Genomic DNA, 15,008 nt, shown 5'->3' on the forward strand with positions numbered 1-15,008 from the left:
ACGGGCCGTCCGATAGGCAAACCGCGTGATTATTCTGGGGTGGGGCCCGGGTTCATGACAGAGGCACCTGACGCAGGAAAATACGGATCAGACGAACGCCCTCCCGCCTTCATCGCGCAACTTTCAATAGGCGACAAATACGGCGAAGTTCTTTCATCGAAGGGAAACGGATATACCAAAGTATATTTTCATGTCCCAAGTCAGCGTGGTCTTCAGCCCAGGCAGCACTTAATCTTGCCGGGCATTTAACGCCCCCGTTCAAGTGCGCTTCAACTTCATGACAGCCAATGATCGCAAGTGTGGTCGCAGCCCTGGTTTTCAAAGAGTAATAGAGGTGATCCATGCGCCCTTCTTTCCTTGCACCTGTATTGACGCCCTTCAAAAACCGGGAACAACTTCCTGCTAATTCCTGGCGGGCCGATATAGCGCTGCTGGGCCTTCTGGTGCTCTTGACTGCATTTGTCTTCCATGGCCTGGATCAAATGAACCAGCCCCTCGGCGTGCTTGATGCTTCACCGCTGTCCCTTGATCTGGTGCACCTGCCGGAATATACCTTGCGCACGACGTTGCGCATGTTCATCGCCTTGTTCGCTTCGTTTGTTTTTTCCTTGGTCGTCGCCACGTTGGCCGCCAAAAGCCGCAAGGCTGCAATCGTTATCCTGCCCGCCTTGGATATTCTCCAATCCGTGCCAGTCCTTGGCTTTCTTACGTTTACCGTGGTGTTCTTCATGGGACTTTTCCCGGGCAAGGAAACCGGTGTGGAGTGCGCGGCCATCTTCGCCATCTTCACCAGTCAAGTCTGGAACATGACTTTCAGCTTCTATCAATCGCTGAGAACCGTGCCCAACGATCTCTACGACGTCAGCCGACAGTTCGCGTTTTCGCCATGGCAACGCTTCATCAGGCTGGAACTGCCCTTCGCCACGCCGGGCCTGGTGTGGAACATGATGATGTCGATGTCGGGCGGCTGGTTTTTCGTGGTCGCGTCCGAGGCCATCACCGTCGGCGACACCACCGTCAGCCTGCCGGGGATCGGCTCATGGCTGGCGCTGGCGATCGAGCAGCAAAACATTGCCGCGATTGCTTGGGCGGTGCTGGCCATGGTCGCGGTGATCATTGCCTATGACCTGCTGTTTTTCCGGCCAATCGTCGCCTGGGCGGACAAATTCCGCTTCGAGCAGACCGCCTCCCAGAAGCGCCCACGGTCGAGGGTCTACGACCTGCTGCGCTCGACGCGCCTGGTGCCCTTGTTGCTGCTGGCGCTGGGCAGCATCAAGGCCTCGTTATTCCTGGAGAAGCTCCCCCGGCTGCCGTCCATCCGCTTCACGGCCAGTGCCCGCGTCAGCCGCGCAGCCGACCGGGTCTGGCTCGCCCTGGTCGCCGCTGCCTGCATCGCCGGCATCCTGCAGTTGTCGCGGTTCATCGGCAGCACGTTGGGTTGGGAGGACGTGGCCGGTACGTTTGGCCTGGGCCTGATCACCCTGGTGCGAGTCAGCGTGCTGATCGTGCTGGCCAGCGTGGTGTGGGTGCCCATCGGCGTCTGGATCGGCTTGAACCCGCGCTGGGCCGAGCGCCTGCAACCCATCGCGCAGTTACTGGCAGCCTTCCCGGCCAACGTGCTGTTTCCGTTCGCGGTGATCGCCATCGTCGCCCTGAAACTCAACCCCGATGTCTGGCTCTCGCCGCTGATGATCCTGGGCACCCAGTGGTACATCCTGTTCAACGTGATTGCCGGTGCCAGCGCCCTGCCGACTGATTTGCGCGAGGCGGCACGCAGCTTCCACATACGCGGCTGGCAGTGGTGGCGCCAAGTCGCGCTGCCGGGCGTTTTCCCTTACTACGTCACCGGCGCCCTCACGGCAGCGGGTGGCTCATGGAACGCCAGCATCGTCGCCGAGGCGGTGTCCTGGGGCGACCACCATTTGTACGCGTCCGGCTTGGGCGCCTTCATTGCCCAGGCGACCACGGCCGGGGATCTGCAACGGGTGGCGCTGGGCGTCGTGGTCATGTCGATTTTCGTGGTGGGTTTCAACCGGCTGCTGTGGCGCCCGCTGTACGGTTTCGCCGAGCGTCGGCTTCGAATTGATTGAGGGGTGATCCAATGCAAGTGATGGACAAACGCTGCCTCGTGGATGTGCAGCAAGTCGGCCACGTCTACGGCACGGCTGGCGGCGCCGAGCGCCGGGTTCTGGACAATGTCTGCATGCGCCTGGACGAGGGCGAAATCGTCGGCCTGCTCGGGCGCTCGGGCTCCGGCAAATCGACCTTGCTGCGCTCCATCGCCGGCCTGATTTCGCCCACCAGCGGCGTGGTGGATTTTCCGGCCAATGCCCAAGGGCTGGCGAGCTCGGTGCGCATGGTGTTCCAGAGCTTCGCCCTGTTCCCCTGGCTGACGGTGCTGCAAAACGTCGAGGTCGGCCTCGAAGCCTTGGGCGTGGCGGCGCCCGAGCGACGTCGGCGGGCGCTGGCCGCCATCGACATGATCGGCCTCGATGGCTTCGAAAGCGCCTTCCCCAAAGAGCTGTCGGGCGGCATGCGCCAGCGCGTCGGCCTGGCCCGTGCGTTGGTGGTCAACCCGGATGTGTTGTTGATGGACGAGCCGTTTTCCGCGCTGGACGTGCTGACCGCCGAAACGCTGCGCACCGACCTGCTGGACTTGTGGCGCGAGGGGCGCATGCCGATCAGGTCGATCCTGATGGTCACCCACAACATCGAAGAAGCCGTGCTGATGTGCGACCGGATTCTGATTTTCTCCTCCAACCCGGGGCGGGTCATGAGCGAGATCAGCGTGGACCTCAGCCAGCCGCGCAATCGCGCCGACCCGGCATTCCAAGCCCTGGTCGAGCACATTTACGTGCAGATGGCCGGCGGCGCGAATGCCGGCTCCGCACGCCAGGAAACCTTTGCCGGCAGCGGCGTGGGCATGGTCCTGCCATCGATCTCAAGCAATGCCCTGGCCGGGCTGATCGAAGCGGTGCAGGACCAACCGTTTGCCGGCCAAGCGGACTTGCGCGAGCTCGCCAGTGCATTGCGCTATACCGCCAGTGACCTGTTGCCGGTCGCCGAGGTGCTGCAACTCATGCGCCTGGCCGACCTGCAGGACGGCCACATCACCCTCCTGCCGGCCGGGCAGCGCTACGCCGATTCAGCGGTGGATGAGCGCAAGCAACTGTTTGCCCAGCACCTGCTTAAATACGTGCCGTTGGTGGGGCATGTGCGCCGGGTGCTGGACGACCGCCCTACCCGCACCGCACCGGCCAGGCGTTTCCGTGACCAACTGGAAGATTTCATGTCCGAGCACGACGCCGCCATTACCCTGGACTGTGTCACGCAATGGGGCCGCTACGCCGAGTTGTTCGCCTACGACGAAGTGGCCGATCAGTTCAGCCTGGACAATCCATCCTGAGGTGCCGCGGTATAAACTGCGTGGATCGGTCGTTGGAGCAATGCGCGATGGACATTCAATGAGAAGAACGGCGTTGACCCTGCGTCTACTGCTTCTGCTGGGATTGGCCCTGGGCATCGCGGCAATCGACACCGTCACCGACCTGGAAATCGCGGTCGGGGTCTTCCAGATCGTGGTGGTGCTGATCGCCGTGAGAATCCTGCCGGCACGCGCCGTGGCCGGGGTCTCGGTCCTCTGCATGGTCCTGACGATCCTCAGCTATCGCTTCACACGTTTCGGCGACACAGAGGCCGGGCTGATCAACGTGCTGATCAGCCTCGCGGCCATCGCCGGCACCACGTACCTGGCGCTGCGTCTCTCGGCCGCCGTGCGCACGGTGCATCAGACCCGCGCCCACCTGGCGCACATCGCCCGCATCAACATGCTCGGCGAACTCGCCGCCTCGATTGCCCACGAAGTCAACCAACCGCTGGCCGCCGTTGCCGCCAGCGGCAGTGCCAGCCTGCGCTGGATGGCCACCGAGCCGCCCAACCTGCCCAAGGCCCGGCAGGCGGTGGAGCGGATCATCGCCGACACCCATCGAGCCAGCGACATCATTGCCCGGCTGCGCGGCATGGCCCGGCATCAAGCGCCGACGAAGCAGTGGCTGAACGTCGCCGACACGGTCCATGCCGCGCTGCGATTGTTGGCCGGAGAGCTGAACGAGCAGAACATCACCTTGCGCGTACAGGTCCAGGACGGGCTGCCGCCGATGCTGGCGGATGAAGTGCAAATCCAACAAGTGCTCCTGAACCTGGCGATGAACGCGCTCGACGCCATGCGCCAGGTTGACGTCGATCAGCGGATTCTGCAGTTTCAGGTGACGCTTGAGTCGCCCCAGCAACTGCTCTTTTCGGTGTCCGACCAGGGCAACGGCTTGTCGGCAAGCGACCGGGAACGGGTATTCGATGCGTTCTACAGCACCAAGCAGGACGGCATGGGAATGGGCTTGGCTATCAGTCGCTCGATCATCGAGGCCCATGACGGGCGGATCTGGGCCGCCAGCAATCCACCGTCCGGCTCGACGTTTCACTTCACCCTGCCAGCCGTTACAAGGGAATCCGATGAGCCAAACTGACGTTCATGACCTGGCTGATTCGATGATCTACATCGTCGACGACGACCACTCGGTGCGTGCCTCACTGCAAGACCTGCTGGCCTCCGTGGGCCTGGCAAGCATGGCATTCGCCTCGGCCCGTGAGTTCATCGACGCCGAGCGGCCGGACGTCCCGGCGTGCCTGATTCTGGATGTGCGCATGCCGGGCTTGAATGGACTGGACTTCCAGCAGGAAATGGCCCGCTTGAACATCCTGGTCCCGGTGGTGTTCATCACCGCCCATGGCGACATTCCCATGTCTGTCAAAGCCATGAAGGCCGGCGCACTGGAGTTCCTGACCAAGCCATTTCGCGAACAGGACCTGCTCGATGCCATCACCCAGGGCCTGAACCGCGACCAGGAACGGCGCAAGACCGCAGCGAGTATGGACGCGTTGAAACGCCGGCATGACACCCTGACTGACGGCGAACGCGAGGTGATGGACTTGGTCGTGTCAGGGCTGCTGAACAAGCAGGTGGCCGGCCAACTGGGTTTGAGCGAAGTGACCGTGAAAGTGCGCCGCGGGTCGTTGATGCGCAAGATGAATGCGGACTCGTTGGCAACGCTGGTGAAGATGTCGGAAAAACTCAAAGAGGTAAATCGCTAACGGTCCTCGATCACGGCTATCATTGCCGCTCGCCCTTCTGACAGGCGATGTCGCAGGCCACCCTCAAGGATCCAGGTATGACTTTTCTGCCGTCACGCTCCACCCTCTTCGTCTCCAGCCTCCTGCTCAGCGCCCTGTGCTTTGCCGAAGGCGAGCCAACCGACGGCAGCCTCATCAAGGACTCGACCAAGGCAGCCGTTTCAACCTTCATTACCGCCGGCAAGAACCTGCTGGGCGGTGTCAGTGAAGGCGTGCTCGATGGCCGCGAGTCGGCCCAAGGCACCGATGGCGCCGCGATCATTTCCTCCAACGAGCAAATGAAAGACCGCATCGCCGTTGAAGTGCTGAAGCTCGAACCCGGCGACGACAACGTCAGCATCACCCTCGGCTTCAAGAACAGCACCGACACCCAACTGCGCGTGGTCAACCTCGGCCAGACCGGCGTACTGCTGGCCATTGACCAGGCAGGTTACTCCAACCGCCTCACCGGCCTGGGCAACCCGGACGAAGTCACCATTCCGCCGAAGACCGCCGTGCGCCAGAAGTTTGTTTTTGAAGGCATGAACGAGGCGGTCAGCACGGTACGGGTGTGGGGGCAGGATTATCCGGTCAAGAAGTAGTGCGGCAGCGTGTCTGGCAAACGTGCCTGGTTCTCGCCATGGGCACGCTAGCGGCTTGCGAGTACGGCTCAGAGCCAGACCCGCTAAAAACCGCACTGCTCGACGCGCCACCTGAGCTCGTTTTCAAGGGCCTGCTTGCAGGGCAGTTGGCTCACCTGGTTGTTCACGATTGTGCGGTTTACAAGATCGAGGGCCAGTCAGCGAAAGACATGACGTGGGCCGTGGTGCTGGAAACGGAGCCCTACCCTTTTTTCACCAGTTGCGATCGGCAGTCGCTGAGCAAGGGAAAGGAGACTGTCACGGTTGAGCTGGGGCGTATGGCATTTGGAGCCGGTGGATGCTGCGCCACTGGGGGAACCTACCGCACGACCGATGGACGTGGATGGAAAAAGTTGTAGGTGTAAACGCAACCTGTGGCGAGGGAGCTTGCTCCCGCTGGGCTGCGCAGCAGCCCCAAAAACCGCGCAGTAGAACACAGGATTCATTGATAAACCCCAAGCTCAACCCGGGTCAGGTATTCCTCTACTAACTTGAAGCCCTGCGCGTTATCGATCAGTTCCAATGGCACCTGACCGTCCAGGTACATGCAGGGTTTTCTCAACCAGTCTTCAGCCAACTGCTGGCTGCCGAAAACATCGACGGCGCGCTCCAAGGCCTTGGCGTATGAGGTTTCAGGCATCGATCTGTCCTCACGATATAAAACAAAACTGAGCGTGCCGGATGCCACGCTGAGCACTGAGACAGACCAGATCGTAAGGCCGGTACTTCCGAAGGCCAACCCTAAAAAGTTGTCAGAGACTTCTGTGATTTATCCCAAAGCGGTCGCCTATCCGTAGGACGGTGCTCCGTGACATTCCGTGTGCGACAACCCCCAATCTCATGGCCTACATCCGCACCAGCATCAACCAACTTTTACCCCACTCCCCGGCTCAAGCCTCAACGCCAGCACACTCACCAACACAATCACCGCCCCAACAATAACCATCACTGACGGTCGCTCAGCCAGCACCAAAGAAGCCATCAACATCGCCGTGGGCGGTATCAGGTAAAGCGCCATGGAAGCGCGGCTCACGTTGCTGTGCGCCAGCACGTAAGCCCAAGCAAGGTACGCCAGCGCGCTAGGAAAAATACCCAGAACCAACACCGCCAGATTCACCGAAGCCGAAGCCTGTCGCGCCGCGCTCAACATCCCCGGCGCAAAAATGAACAACAGAATCGTGCCCGACCAAACGGTGTAGCAAACAAGGGTCAAACCGTCATAACGATGGGCATGGCGCTTTTGCAAAGCGAAATACAAACTCCAGGACAGCGCCGCCAACAGGATCAATAGCCCATGAGCGTCCATGTCGCCCAAGCCACAATCCCCCGCAACCACCACGCCAGCGCCAAGCAAGCCGCACAGCACACACCCCCACTGCCAACCACTGACCCTGTCCTTGAAGACAAAATGCGCCAGTAGTGTGCTGAACAACGGCGTGGACTGGGCCAGCACACTGGCCGCCCCGGCGCTGACACCCCGCTGACCGTAATTGAGGGCGATGTGGTGCAGGCTGACGGCAAAGAAACCCAACACCGCCAGCAACGGCAAATCCGTGAGACGCGGCCAGGAAATACCCCTCACCATCGCCACAAGGGCCATGAACACTGAAGCGATGAGAAAGCGCATCAACGCCAATTGACCCGGCTCATAAGCCTGCAAGCCAATACGAATACCAATCGGCGAATAGGCCCAGCAAACGATCACCAACAGCGTCGCCAGAATGACTTTCGCACCGGTTTTGCCGGAGGAACCTTCAACCAGCGCAAAACGCGTCTCCATCTAAAGTTCCTGCTCACTGGCCGATTTGCCTCGAAGTATCGAAACCACCCCACCTCAGCACAAGTGACTTAAACTCAACCAATCATTCACTTTTGGTGAGCTATGGAACTGTCCCAACTGCGCATGCTCAAGACAGTCTGCGAAACCGGCAGCATCGCCCGCGCCGCCGAAGTGCTGCACTGTGTGCCGTCCAACATCACCGCACGCCTCAAGTCCCTGGAACGGGAACTCGGCACGCCGCTGTTTTTTCGCGAAGGTCGCGGGCTGCGGGTCAGCCCAGCGGGCGAAGTGTTTCTGGAGTACGCGACAAAAATACTGAGCCTGACGGAAGAAGCCCGCCGCGCAGTCGCCCCCTCCCGCGCACCAAGCGGCCCACTGCGCATAGGCGCCATCGAGTCCAGCGCCACCGGGCGCCTGCCGCAGTTGCTCGCCAAATACCACGCGCAGTATCCGCAAGTGTCGCTGGAACTGAGCACCGGAACCTGGGCGCAGTTGCTGGACGATATCCAGCATCACCGGCTCGACGGCGTGATCGTAGCGGTGGACATCGAACGGCCTGGACTCAAGCGAGCCGTGATGTACCGCGAAGACCTGGTGCTCATCGCCTCCGAGTCCCACGGCCCGCTGCGCAGCGCCGCCGATTTGCAAGGCAAGGCAATCTTCATGTGGCCCACGGGCTGTCCGTACCGCTTGGCGCTGGAACAGTGGCTGCTGCGTCATGGTCAGGTGCAACCGATCACCAGCATTGCCAGTTATGGTGCCATTGTTGGTTGTGTCAGCGCGGGTGCCGGCGTCTCGCTGGTGCCCCGGGGGATCTATGAGCAATATCGCCAGGGGGCTGGTTGGACGGGGTATGAGTTTCCTGAGCTGACGGGGATCGATAACCTTTTTTACTGGCATGAAAACGCCGGGAGGCATCCTGCCAGGGAGGCGTTTTTGGCGATGCTGCAAACGGAGTTCGAAGGCTAGTTGCGCCCCTCTCCCCTGTGGCGAGGGAGCTTGCTCCCGCTGGGCTGCGAAGCAGACCTAAAGCTGACACCTCGGTTTGTTGATGGTTTTGAATCAGTCGAGCCGGCCATGTCAGATCCCTCCGGCAAAAAACGATCGCAACTCCTACGAAGCTTTAGGAAGCCATCACCTTCCCCGCCCAATCCGACAAAACCTATAGTGATGCCCATCGCTCAATGGCGATCAGGTTTGGCGACCTGAGGATCGGATCAGCCCATTAACCTGATCGGAGCAATCCCATGGAAAGATACATCCCCATCACCGGCATCGACTGCACTCCCGCTTCCCTGCTTATTGATACCCAAGCCCCGCTTGACGTTCTGCATGCAACCGCTGATCACCGAATACGTGTGGTGACCCAGGTACTGGAAAACATTGCGTTTCGCTCTGAAATCACCAGCGATACGGTGGTGCTTTCAGACTTTGCACAGCTTCTGGTTATTCCGTTACGCGATGGGTGTGATTTGCTGGAGGTGATTGGTCGTCGGCTTCAGGCGCAGGTCGAAAGCTGATGGAGCTTAGGGCGTATAAAAGCGCCCTTTTCCGCATTCAGCTCGGTCAGCGGAAGCGATAAAACAGATCAAAAGCGAGGTATAAAGAGAGACGCAGCGATCCTTGATACCCGGAGAGGTAAATGACATGAACGATAAGTTCAACCCTGAGGATATGCCGGTCCTAAACCTCAACACTACGAGTACGACTCGTTATGAGGCGTCGCGCTTTCTCGATACCCCGGAGGCTATAGCAGCTTATTTGGCTGAACGTATGAAAGCCGATGATACGGAAAGTCTTATTCACGCTTTGGCCGAAGTCGAAAAACTTTAAGCCGCCAAAGATGCCGGGGTTAATCGCGAAAGCCTCTATAAGGTGCTGAAATCTGGACCAGTAAGGGGATGGACTATTTTCAAGCAAATGAATCCGCCCCTTTTTTCCCTTGGTTGATGAGACCTGCACGAACAGATCCCACGGCATACATTCGGCCTTACCTGTCATTTGCATCAGATTTGACCACCTATGACCGAACGAGAATGGCCTCATCCTATCGCTTTTCAATAAACGATCCGCCAAATAGATGGCTTTTGGCCGGATGGCTGATTAGTATCGGGATGCCTCGCCTGCTTGCTGGTGCAGCCGCCTCACAGCACTGAACCAAGTTTGACAGACGCCAGCCATCTCTCTTCGGAGGTTGCTGTCCGGGTCGCGACCAAGATCGCCGTTAAGGCTTCGCGGTCTCCCGAAGGTAAAGGGCACCGCTCGACTGCTGCGTCAATAACCGTAACTCTGTCTGTACGCTGGGGTCACCAGACGGTTAGCAGCTTTATTTTCAGCGCGGTGTCCGATGTTCAGCCGCACGGCGTGCGCTTGACCGCGAAACCCAAAAAGGTACGATTTTCACCTTGGCGGGGCCTTCGAAGGACAATGCGCGGTCGTGCAAAAACGTGCCACTCTGGCGCATAGCGCGAGCTTAACCGCGAGGCCCAATAAAGCTACGATTTATCGTGTTTTGACGGAATCTTTGGGGGTAATCATGCGTTTATGCAAAAACGTGCCAGCTTGGCGCTCGCCGCATCACGGAATTTCGTGACTGCGATAAGCCTCGCCTGCTTGCTGGTGCAGCCGCCTCACAGCACTGAACCAAGTTTGACAGACGCCAGCCATCTCTCTTCGGAGGTTGCTGTCCGGGTCGCGACCAAGATCGCCGTTAAGGCTTCGCGGTCTCCCGAAGGTTGAAGGTCCCCTGTAGCAGTTGGGTGAGAGTTCACTGGTGTCTCCCAACAAACAAGGAGTTTTTGTGGCCTCATCGCTTTACCGTAGGATTTACAGCGGGGATTCGTTGTATTCGGCTTGGAGGAAGGTCAAAGAAAGCGCCTTTTCTTCATCATCTGAAACTATCCGAAACGAAGCCAAGGATTTCGAGAGCCAACTCCCCAAGTCGCTTTCCGACATCCAGCGCGCGCTATCCAAAAAGACCTTTACCTTCCAAAAGCAGACCGGCGTGGCAAAAACCAAAGCCAACGGAAATTCTCGCCCGATTGTGCTTTCACCTATATCCAACCGGATCGTCCAGCGGGCTCTACTTGACGCGTTATCCCGTATTAAGTTCGTGAAAGAAGCGCTGGCTACCCCCACGAGCTATGGAGGCATAAAAGATAAACGGGTCTCGATGGCGATAGCCGACGCCAAAGCAGCCATTGCCAAAGGAGCCGCCTTCCATATCAGGTCAGATATCGCCGAGTTCTTCACTAGAATTGACAAGGCCCGTGTGATGACACTTGTGGCCCCTCACATCATATGCCCTGACACGCTTGCATTATTTCGAGCTGCGATCACCACAGACCTTGCGAATATTGACGTGCTTCGACGACAGGGCCTAGATGAGATTTTCCCCATAGGGGTGGAGGGTGTAGCTCAAGGATCTCCCCTATCCCCACTCATAGCCAATTTGTACCTGCATGATTTTGACAAGGCCATGAACGATAGTGAGGTCAATTGCCTTCGGTACATCGATGACTTCCTAATCCTCGGGAAGGACATGGGCTGTGTGGATCGTGCATTTATCAAAGCACAGACTGAGCTCAAAAAGCTCTCACTTGAAGCATACCGACCGTCAGCAACAAGCGACAAAGCGTCAAGGGGCCATACAGCTAAAGGATTCGATTTCTTAGGCTGCTTCGTTTCGGCAGGGTTGGTCCAGCCATCTACAGCTACGAGGGAGCGATTCAAGAAACGGATCAAATCCGATTTAGACGCATCGATACGCATGATGAAATTCAGTGTCGAAGCTGGAGATATATCCCCAAAGGGATCCTACTCTGGCGCGCTACAGAATCTCGACCGAGTAATCCTAGGTTGGGGAAAAGCCTTTTCCTTTTGCAGCAATGGCCAGTGGATAAAGAGCTTGGATGACTACATCACAAGTTCATTGGCGCAGTATGAAATAGAGAGAGCGAATCTCTTTCAAAAAACAAATGGCACGGCCCAGCGTAGGATGTTGGGGGTAAGGCTGCTTGCAGCGGTCCACTCGGAGCGTAGAGAAACGGAGTGACCGCTTTGGGTCGAAAGCCGCCAGTCGGCTGGGTTAGCTTCTGCGAAAGTTGGCCCGTATTAGGTCACGTCCTTTAAACCGGTAACCTCCATCAATCGGTTGCATTGGACGGCAGATATAGCAATTAGCTACTATTGGAGAGAGCTCATAAAGCGCCTCCGCTTCAGTCGTTTGAACAAGCCATGCTCTCCTCCAAACTGGCAGCTTGGAAGTGGTGTCTCTATCCTCTCCACCAGCGCGACAAGGACCGTTCAATGCACCACGACAAGGACGACCCTAAGGGTTACTACGCAGTCTTGGGTTTAACATCGATCGTCAGTGCTGAGCAAATCAAAACGGCATACCGCAGGCGCGCTATGGAGCTGCACCCAGACCGCAACCCCGGTAAAAACACGACTCAGCAATTCCAGCTTTTGAATGAGGCGTACGCAGTGCTCTCGGACTCTGTTTCCAAAGCGGAGTACGACACTCAGATTATTCATAGCAGCGCCGCAGAGCCCGAGACCTCTAAAGTACCAGACCCGATCGTATGCTCCGTCTGCGCAAAAGTATCAGCCCAGCCACGGGTGGTGGTGTTCCATTCCGTAAAGAGCTTTCTCTTGCTCACGATTCGTAAGCCCATCGCCGGCGTGTATTGCAGTCCCTGCGCACAAAAGCAGTCTATCAAGGCATCGGCAACCAGTTGGCTGCTCGGATGGTGGGGATTTCCATGGGGGCCGCTGTATACGGTCCAGGCATTGGTCATCAACATGTTCGGTGGATCACATCCGCCACTAGAAAACGCCAGAATGCTGGGTTACCAAGCATATTATTTCTACACAACCGGTCGTCCAGACCTAGCGCAGTCAATCGCCCAAAACGCGATGAAGTACTGCAAGAAGATCCCTACGACGCTTGGCCGCAATGCGGCAGGGATCAACGAAAGAGATAGCTTGACCAGCAACCTTGAAGCCTTCATAGATGAGCTGGGCGGCGACAAAGACAATCGCTTGAAAAGTAGTTGGGGTCTCATTCACGGCCGATTCTTCATCCATCTCGGCGCGATTGCTGCCGTGGCTGCGGCGATCACCATCACGGTAATTAATACGGCCGGGACGCATTATTCCCCTCCACGTGGTCCGATGCCGTATTCCGCTCAGGCCATTCCACCGGCAACCGCTGCAAACGGTTCAGCTACCAACACAGCTCAACGTCCTGTAAATGTCACCAATCAACGCGAGACTGCCGCGAAGAAGCCGGCCTACGTGCGGCCGAAAACCGCGCCCAATGGCCGACCATGGCCTCGTACTGCCAGTTACCTGGTAGGCGAGCCACAGACGCACAAAACCGGCCATTCAGAAGTAACCATCGACAATGGGCAGAACAACTCAGACGTGTTTCTAAAACTCGTTGCCCTACAAGGTGCGGTAGCCAGACCGGTAAGGCAGATTTTCATTCCCGCGCGAAGCCGCTTCACCATCAAGAATCTCACAGCAGGTGCTTATGACGTTCGGTATCGTGATCTGACGTCTGGTGGCCTTTCACGCTCCGAAGCAATGACGCTCACTGAAACGACGACTAGCAGGAACACCCGATACAGCCTTGTCACACTCACCCTCTACAAAGTTGCTAATGGCAACACTACGACTTACGGGCTTTCAGAGGACGAGTTCTAGAAAGTGTGGAACAGGTGTCGAACCTTAGATAGCTCATGCCTAAATCAATTTACCGTTCTGGGAGAATTGTGAGTAGGTAACTACCAGTGAATGGCAGGAAAATATTTAATGGCAACTGAGAGCGAAGTGAGTATCGGCGGGACGTACCTTGGAGGCACTCCTAAACGTGTCGGAGACCAACAGGCAATGCTATTTAATGCTTCCGATTTGGTTGCAGTGGGGGAAACCGGGGACAGACCACGATTTGGGTTCACCTATAATCGGACCGTCTCATAATCGTGGTCTGTCCCCGTTCCCCTCCTTATAGTCACAGATGACGCGAGAAGGCGCTACTAGAAAAAGGAACAGTTTTATTTAAAGTATAAAAAAATCCCTTCCCGTTTTGACGACTAGTCGGTTGATCAATGTCCTCAACTATCGAGGCAGAACCGCAATTTTCCTCCATCGACACGATCTCTAGGCAGCCTACCGCCACACTCAAGATCCAGCCAAGCTGTGACGACGCGTCGAATAAGTTCGCGCGCCTCAGTCAGTGTCATCAAATCCTCTTGAACAGTGGACTTATCTCGTTTTGATGCGCCATGACGACCAGAGATACGATTGTTCGCAGCCCTCTTGAACTCGTCTAGAGGCCGGCGGTCGGCAAGACCACTTCTCGTCAGCTTATCAAGGGTTGTTCCTCGATACCCCGCGATGTCCTCGAGTAGTCGATAGTAATCAGCCCAAGAGGGTCGACCTGCAATAACTGTGGCAGCGTATGCCGCAAGCTGATTACTCAACATGAAATCCACGCGACTTGGCATCAGTTGTTCAATAGACTCATGCCGCCTACTGACGATGGCTCGCGTAGGTAAATTTGGCACAACGGATTCGAAGCTCGCACCACCAGAGGCCCCCTCACTCATCCATGTCACAGATACCGGTACCACTGGCTTAAAATTGCTGTCCGTTAGAGCTGCGTATCCGTTGAGCGGCGCGATCATATCGTGGGCCGTCCAACCCATTTCTCTCGCGCCGTTCACTGAAATCAGTGGCAAGCAAGCATCTCCAGTCAAGTAAGTATCTCGGCAAGCTATATTTTTTACACGATCAAGCAGTCCGTCCTTCTCTCCGATCAAACGCGTCACAACATGAAAACCTGGGTATGCGCCTTCGGGAAAGAGCAAGCTGAGCGTGTACAGATCATCAACGTGACCATCGAGTTCGATCTTGACGGTAGTTCTGGTCATATCACTTTTCCTTGTTCGGCTCCGCCAACGATCAAACCTACGTGATAGCGGGCATGGGTGGTTGCACATGCGGAAAGGAGCAGGGCCAAACTCAGTAGGGGTAGTGCCTGGGGATGCGTCATAGGTAGGGCCGCTAAAGGAATGTTTAGATCACTGCTGGCTTTTTGTCATTATTGCACCCGCCTAAGTTCTGTATGAAAACCTTTGGAACCTCGTCGGAGCCTCTGGAGGCCTGACTTTCCGTAGAGTTCTCGCTTTTTTTGGCGAAGGACTCTGCCATGTCCAAGCGATACGAACTCGCCGCCACAGTCACTTGGGTGGTGTCAGTCTCGAGGCGTTTGAGCGCGCCTCATTATGAGGTCGGAAAATGTCTACCGGAGCGGGGGTAGTCCAGCTCACCTTTGGCAGATCTGATAGATCAAACCACTATGCTGGACTAAGCTGGGTTTCAGAAGTAGTCATGGGCTAATCGGCTTGTATTTT

15 protein-coding genes are annotated in these 15,008 nt (G+C 57.3%); 11 read left to right on the forward strand and 4 right to left on the reverse strand.

Annotated elements, in window-relative coordinates; all coding sequences use genetic code 11:
• Positions 1 to 109: 109 nt before the first annotated feature.
• The gene (locus AB4Z20_RS08645; RefSeq protein WP_258688636.1) at positions 110 to 343 is read right to left on the reverse strand and encodes a hypothetical protein; all 234 of its coding nucleotides are present in this window, start codon (positions 341 to 343) and stop codon (positions 110 to 112) included.
• Between AB4Z20_RS08645 and AB4Z20_RS08650 the strand changes: the two genes are divergently transcribed.
• The 6 genes from AB4Z20_RS08650 (at position 342) to AB4Z20_RS08675 (ending at position 6,166) form a co-directional block, all read left to right on the forward strand.
• Entirely contained in the window at positions 342 to 2,090 is a 1,749-nt protein-coding gene (locus AB4Z20_RS08650; RefSeq protein ID WP_442089713.1) for an ABC transporter permease, read from the forward strand. The genes AB4Z20_RS08645 and AB4Z20_RS08650 overlap by 2 nt on opposite strands.
• A gap of 11 nt (positions 2,091 to 2,101) precedes the next feature.
• The gene (locus AB4Z20_RS08655; RefSeq protein ID WP_442089714.1) at positions 2,102 to 3,406 is read left to right on the forward strand and encodes an ABC transporter ATP-binding protein; all 1,305 of its coding nucleotides are present in this window, start codon (positions 2,102 to 2,104) and stop codon (positions 3,404 to 3,406) included.
• Between the two features lie 40 nt (positions 3,407 to 3,446).
• Complete coding sequence (locus AB4Z20_RS08660) at positions 3,447 to 4,523, forward strand: sensor histidine kinase (RefSeq protein WP_258688639.1); 1,077 nt, start codon at positions 3,447 to 3,449, stop codon at positions 4,521 to 4,523.
• The gene (locus AB4Z20_RS08665) at positions 4,510 to 5,148 is read left to right on the forward strand and encodes a response regulator transcription factor (protein WP_442089715.1); all 639 of its coding nucleotides are present in this window, start codon (positions 4,510 to 4,512) and stop codon (positions 5,146 to 5,148) included. The genes AB4Z20_RS08660 and AB4Z20_RS08665 overlap by 14 nt, the downstream gene beginning before the upstream one ends.
• A 77-nt stretch (positions 5,149 to 5,225) precedes the next feature.
• Positions 5,226 to 5,768, forward strand: a complete 543-nt coding sequence (locus AB4Z20_RS08670; RefSeq protein WP_253475962.1) for a hypothetical protein — start codon at positions 5,226 to 5,228, stop codon at positions 5,766 to 5,768.
• A gap of 38 nt (positions 5,769 to 5,806) precedes the next feature.
• On the forward strand, positions 5,807 to 6,166 hold the full coding sequence (locus AB4Z20_RS08675) for a hypothetical protein (protein ID WP_442089716.1): 360 nt from the start codon (positions 5,807 to 5,809) through the stop codon (positions 6,164 to 6,166).
• An 83-nt stretch (positions 6,167 to 6,249) separates the two neighbouring features.
• Here the strand turns inward: AB4Z20_RS08675 and AB4Z20_RS08680 are convergent, their stop codons facing one another.
• The gene (locus AB4Z20_RS08680; RefSeq protein WP_442089717.1) at positions 6,250 to 6,447 is read right to left on the reverse strand and encodes an antitoxin Xre/MbcA/ParS toxin-binding domain-containing protein; all 198 of its coding nucleotides are present in this window, start codon (positions 6,445 to 6,447) and stop codon (positions 6,250 to 6,252) included.
• A gap of 222 nt (positions 6,448 to 6,669) precedes the next feature.
• Positions 6,670 to 7,587: a DMT family transporter gene (locus tag AB4Z20_RS08685; protein ID WP_442089719.1), complete on the reverse strand. Its 918-nt coding sequence runs from the start codon at positions 7,585 to 7,587 to the stop codon at positions 6,670 to 6,672.
• Positions 7,588 to 7,689: 102 nt separating this feature from the next.
• On the opposite strand from AB4Z20_RS08685, the gene AB4Z20_RS08690 reads away from it, so the two are divergent.
• From AB4Z20_RS08690 to AB4Z20_RS08710, 5 genes are all read left to right on the forward strand, one after another.
• Positions 7,690 to 8,556 (forward strand): LysR family transcriptional regulator, encoded by an 867-nt coding sequence (locus AB4Z20_RS08690; RefSeq protein ID WP_442089720.1) that lies wholly within the window; start codon positions 7,690 to 7,692, stop codon positions 8,554 to 8,556.
• 278 nt (positions 8,557 to 8,834) lie between these two features.
• Positions 8,835 to 9,107: a hypothetical protein gene (locus tag AB4Z20_RS08695; RefSeq protein ID WP_039012360.1), complete on the forward strand. Its 273-nt coding sequence runs from the start codon at positions 8,835 to 8,837 to the stop codon at positions 9,105 to 9,107.
• 127 nt (positions 9,108 to 9,234) lie between these two features.
• Positions 9,235 to 9,420 (forward strand): hypothetical protein, encoded by a 186-nt coding sequence (locus tag AB4Z20_RS08700; protein WP_442089721.1) that lies wholly within the window; start codon positions 9,235 to 9,237, stop codon positions 9,418 to 9,420.
• 967 nt (positions 9,421 to 10,387) lie between these two features.
• Positions 10,388 to 11,641, forward strand: coding sequence for a reverse transcriptase domain-containing protein (locus tag AB4Z20_RS08705; RefSeq protein ID WP_442089722.1), 1,254 nt, complete (start codon positions 10,388 to 10,390; stop codon positions 11,639 to 11,641).
• A gap of 254 nt (positions 11,642 to 11,895) precedes the next feature.
• The gene (locus AB4Z20_RS08710; RefSeq protein ID WP_442089723.1) at positions 11,896 to 13,296 is read left to right on the forward strand and encodes a J domain-containing protein; all 1,401 of its coding nucleotides are present in this window, start codon (positions 11,896 to 11,898) and stop codon (positions 13,294 to 13,296) included.
• Positions 13,297 to 13,706: 410 nt separating this feature from the next.
• On the opposite strand, the gene AB4Z20_RS08715 is transcribed toward AB4Z20_RS08710, so the two are convergent.
• The gene (locus tag AB4Z20_RS08715; RefSeq protein WP_442089724.1) at positions 13,707 to 14,525 is read right to left on the reverse strand and encodes a hypothetical protein; all 819 of its coding nucleotides are present in this window, start codon (positions 14,523 to 14,525) and stop codon (positions 13,707 to 13,709) included.
• Between the last annotated feature and the right edge of the window lie 483 nt (positions 14,526 to 15,008).

The sequence above is a fragment of the Pseudomonas sp. KB_12 genome (assembly GCF_052114545.1).
Classification (GTDB): Bacteria; Pseudomonadota; Gammaproteobacteria; order Pseudomonadales; family Pseudomonadaceae; genus Aquipseudomonas; species Aquipseudomonas brassicacearum.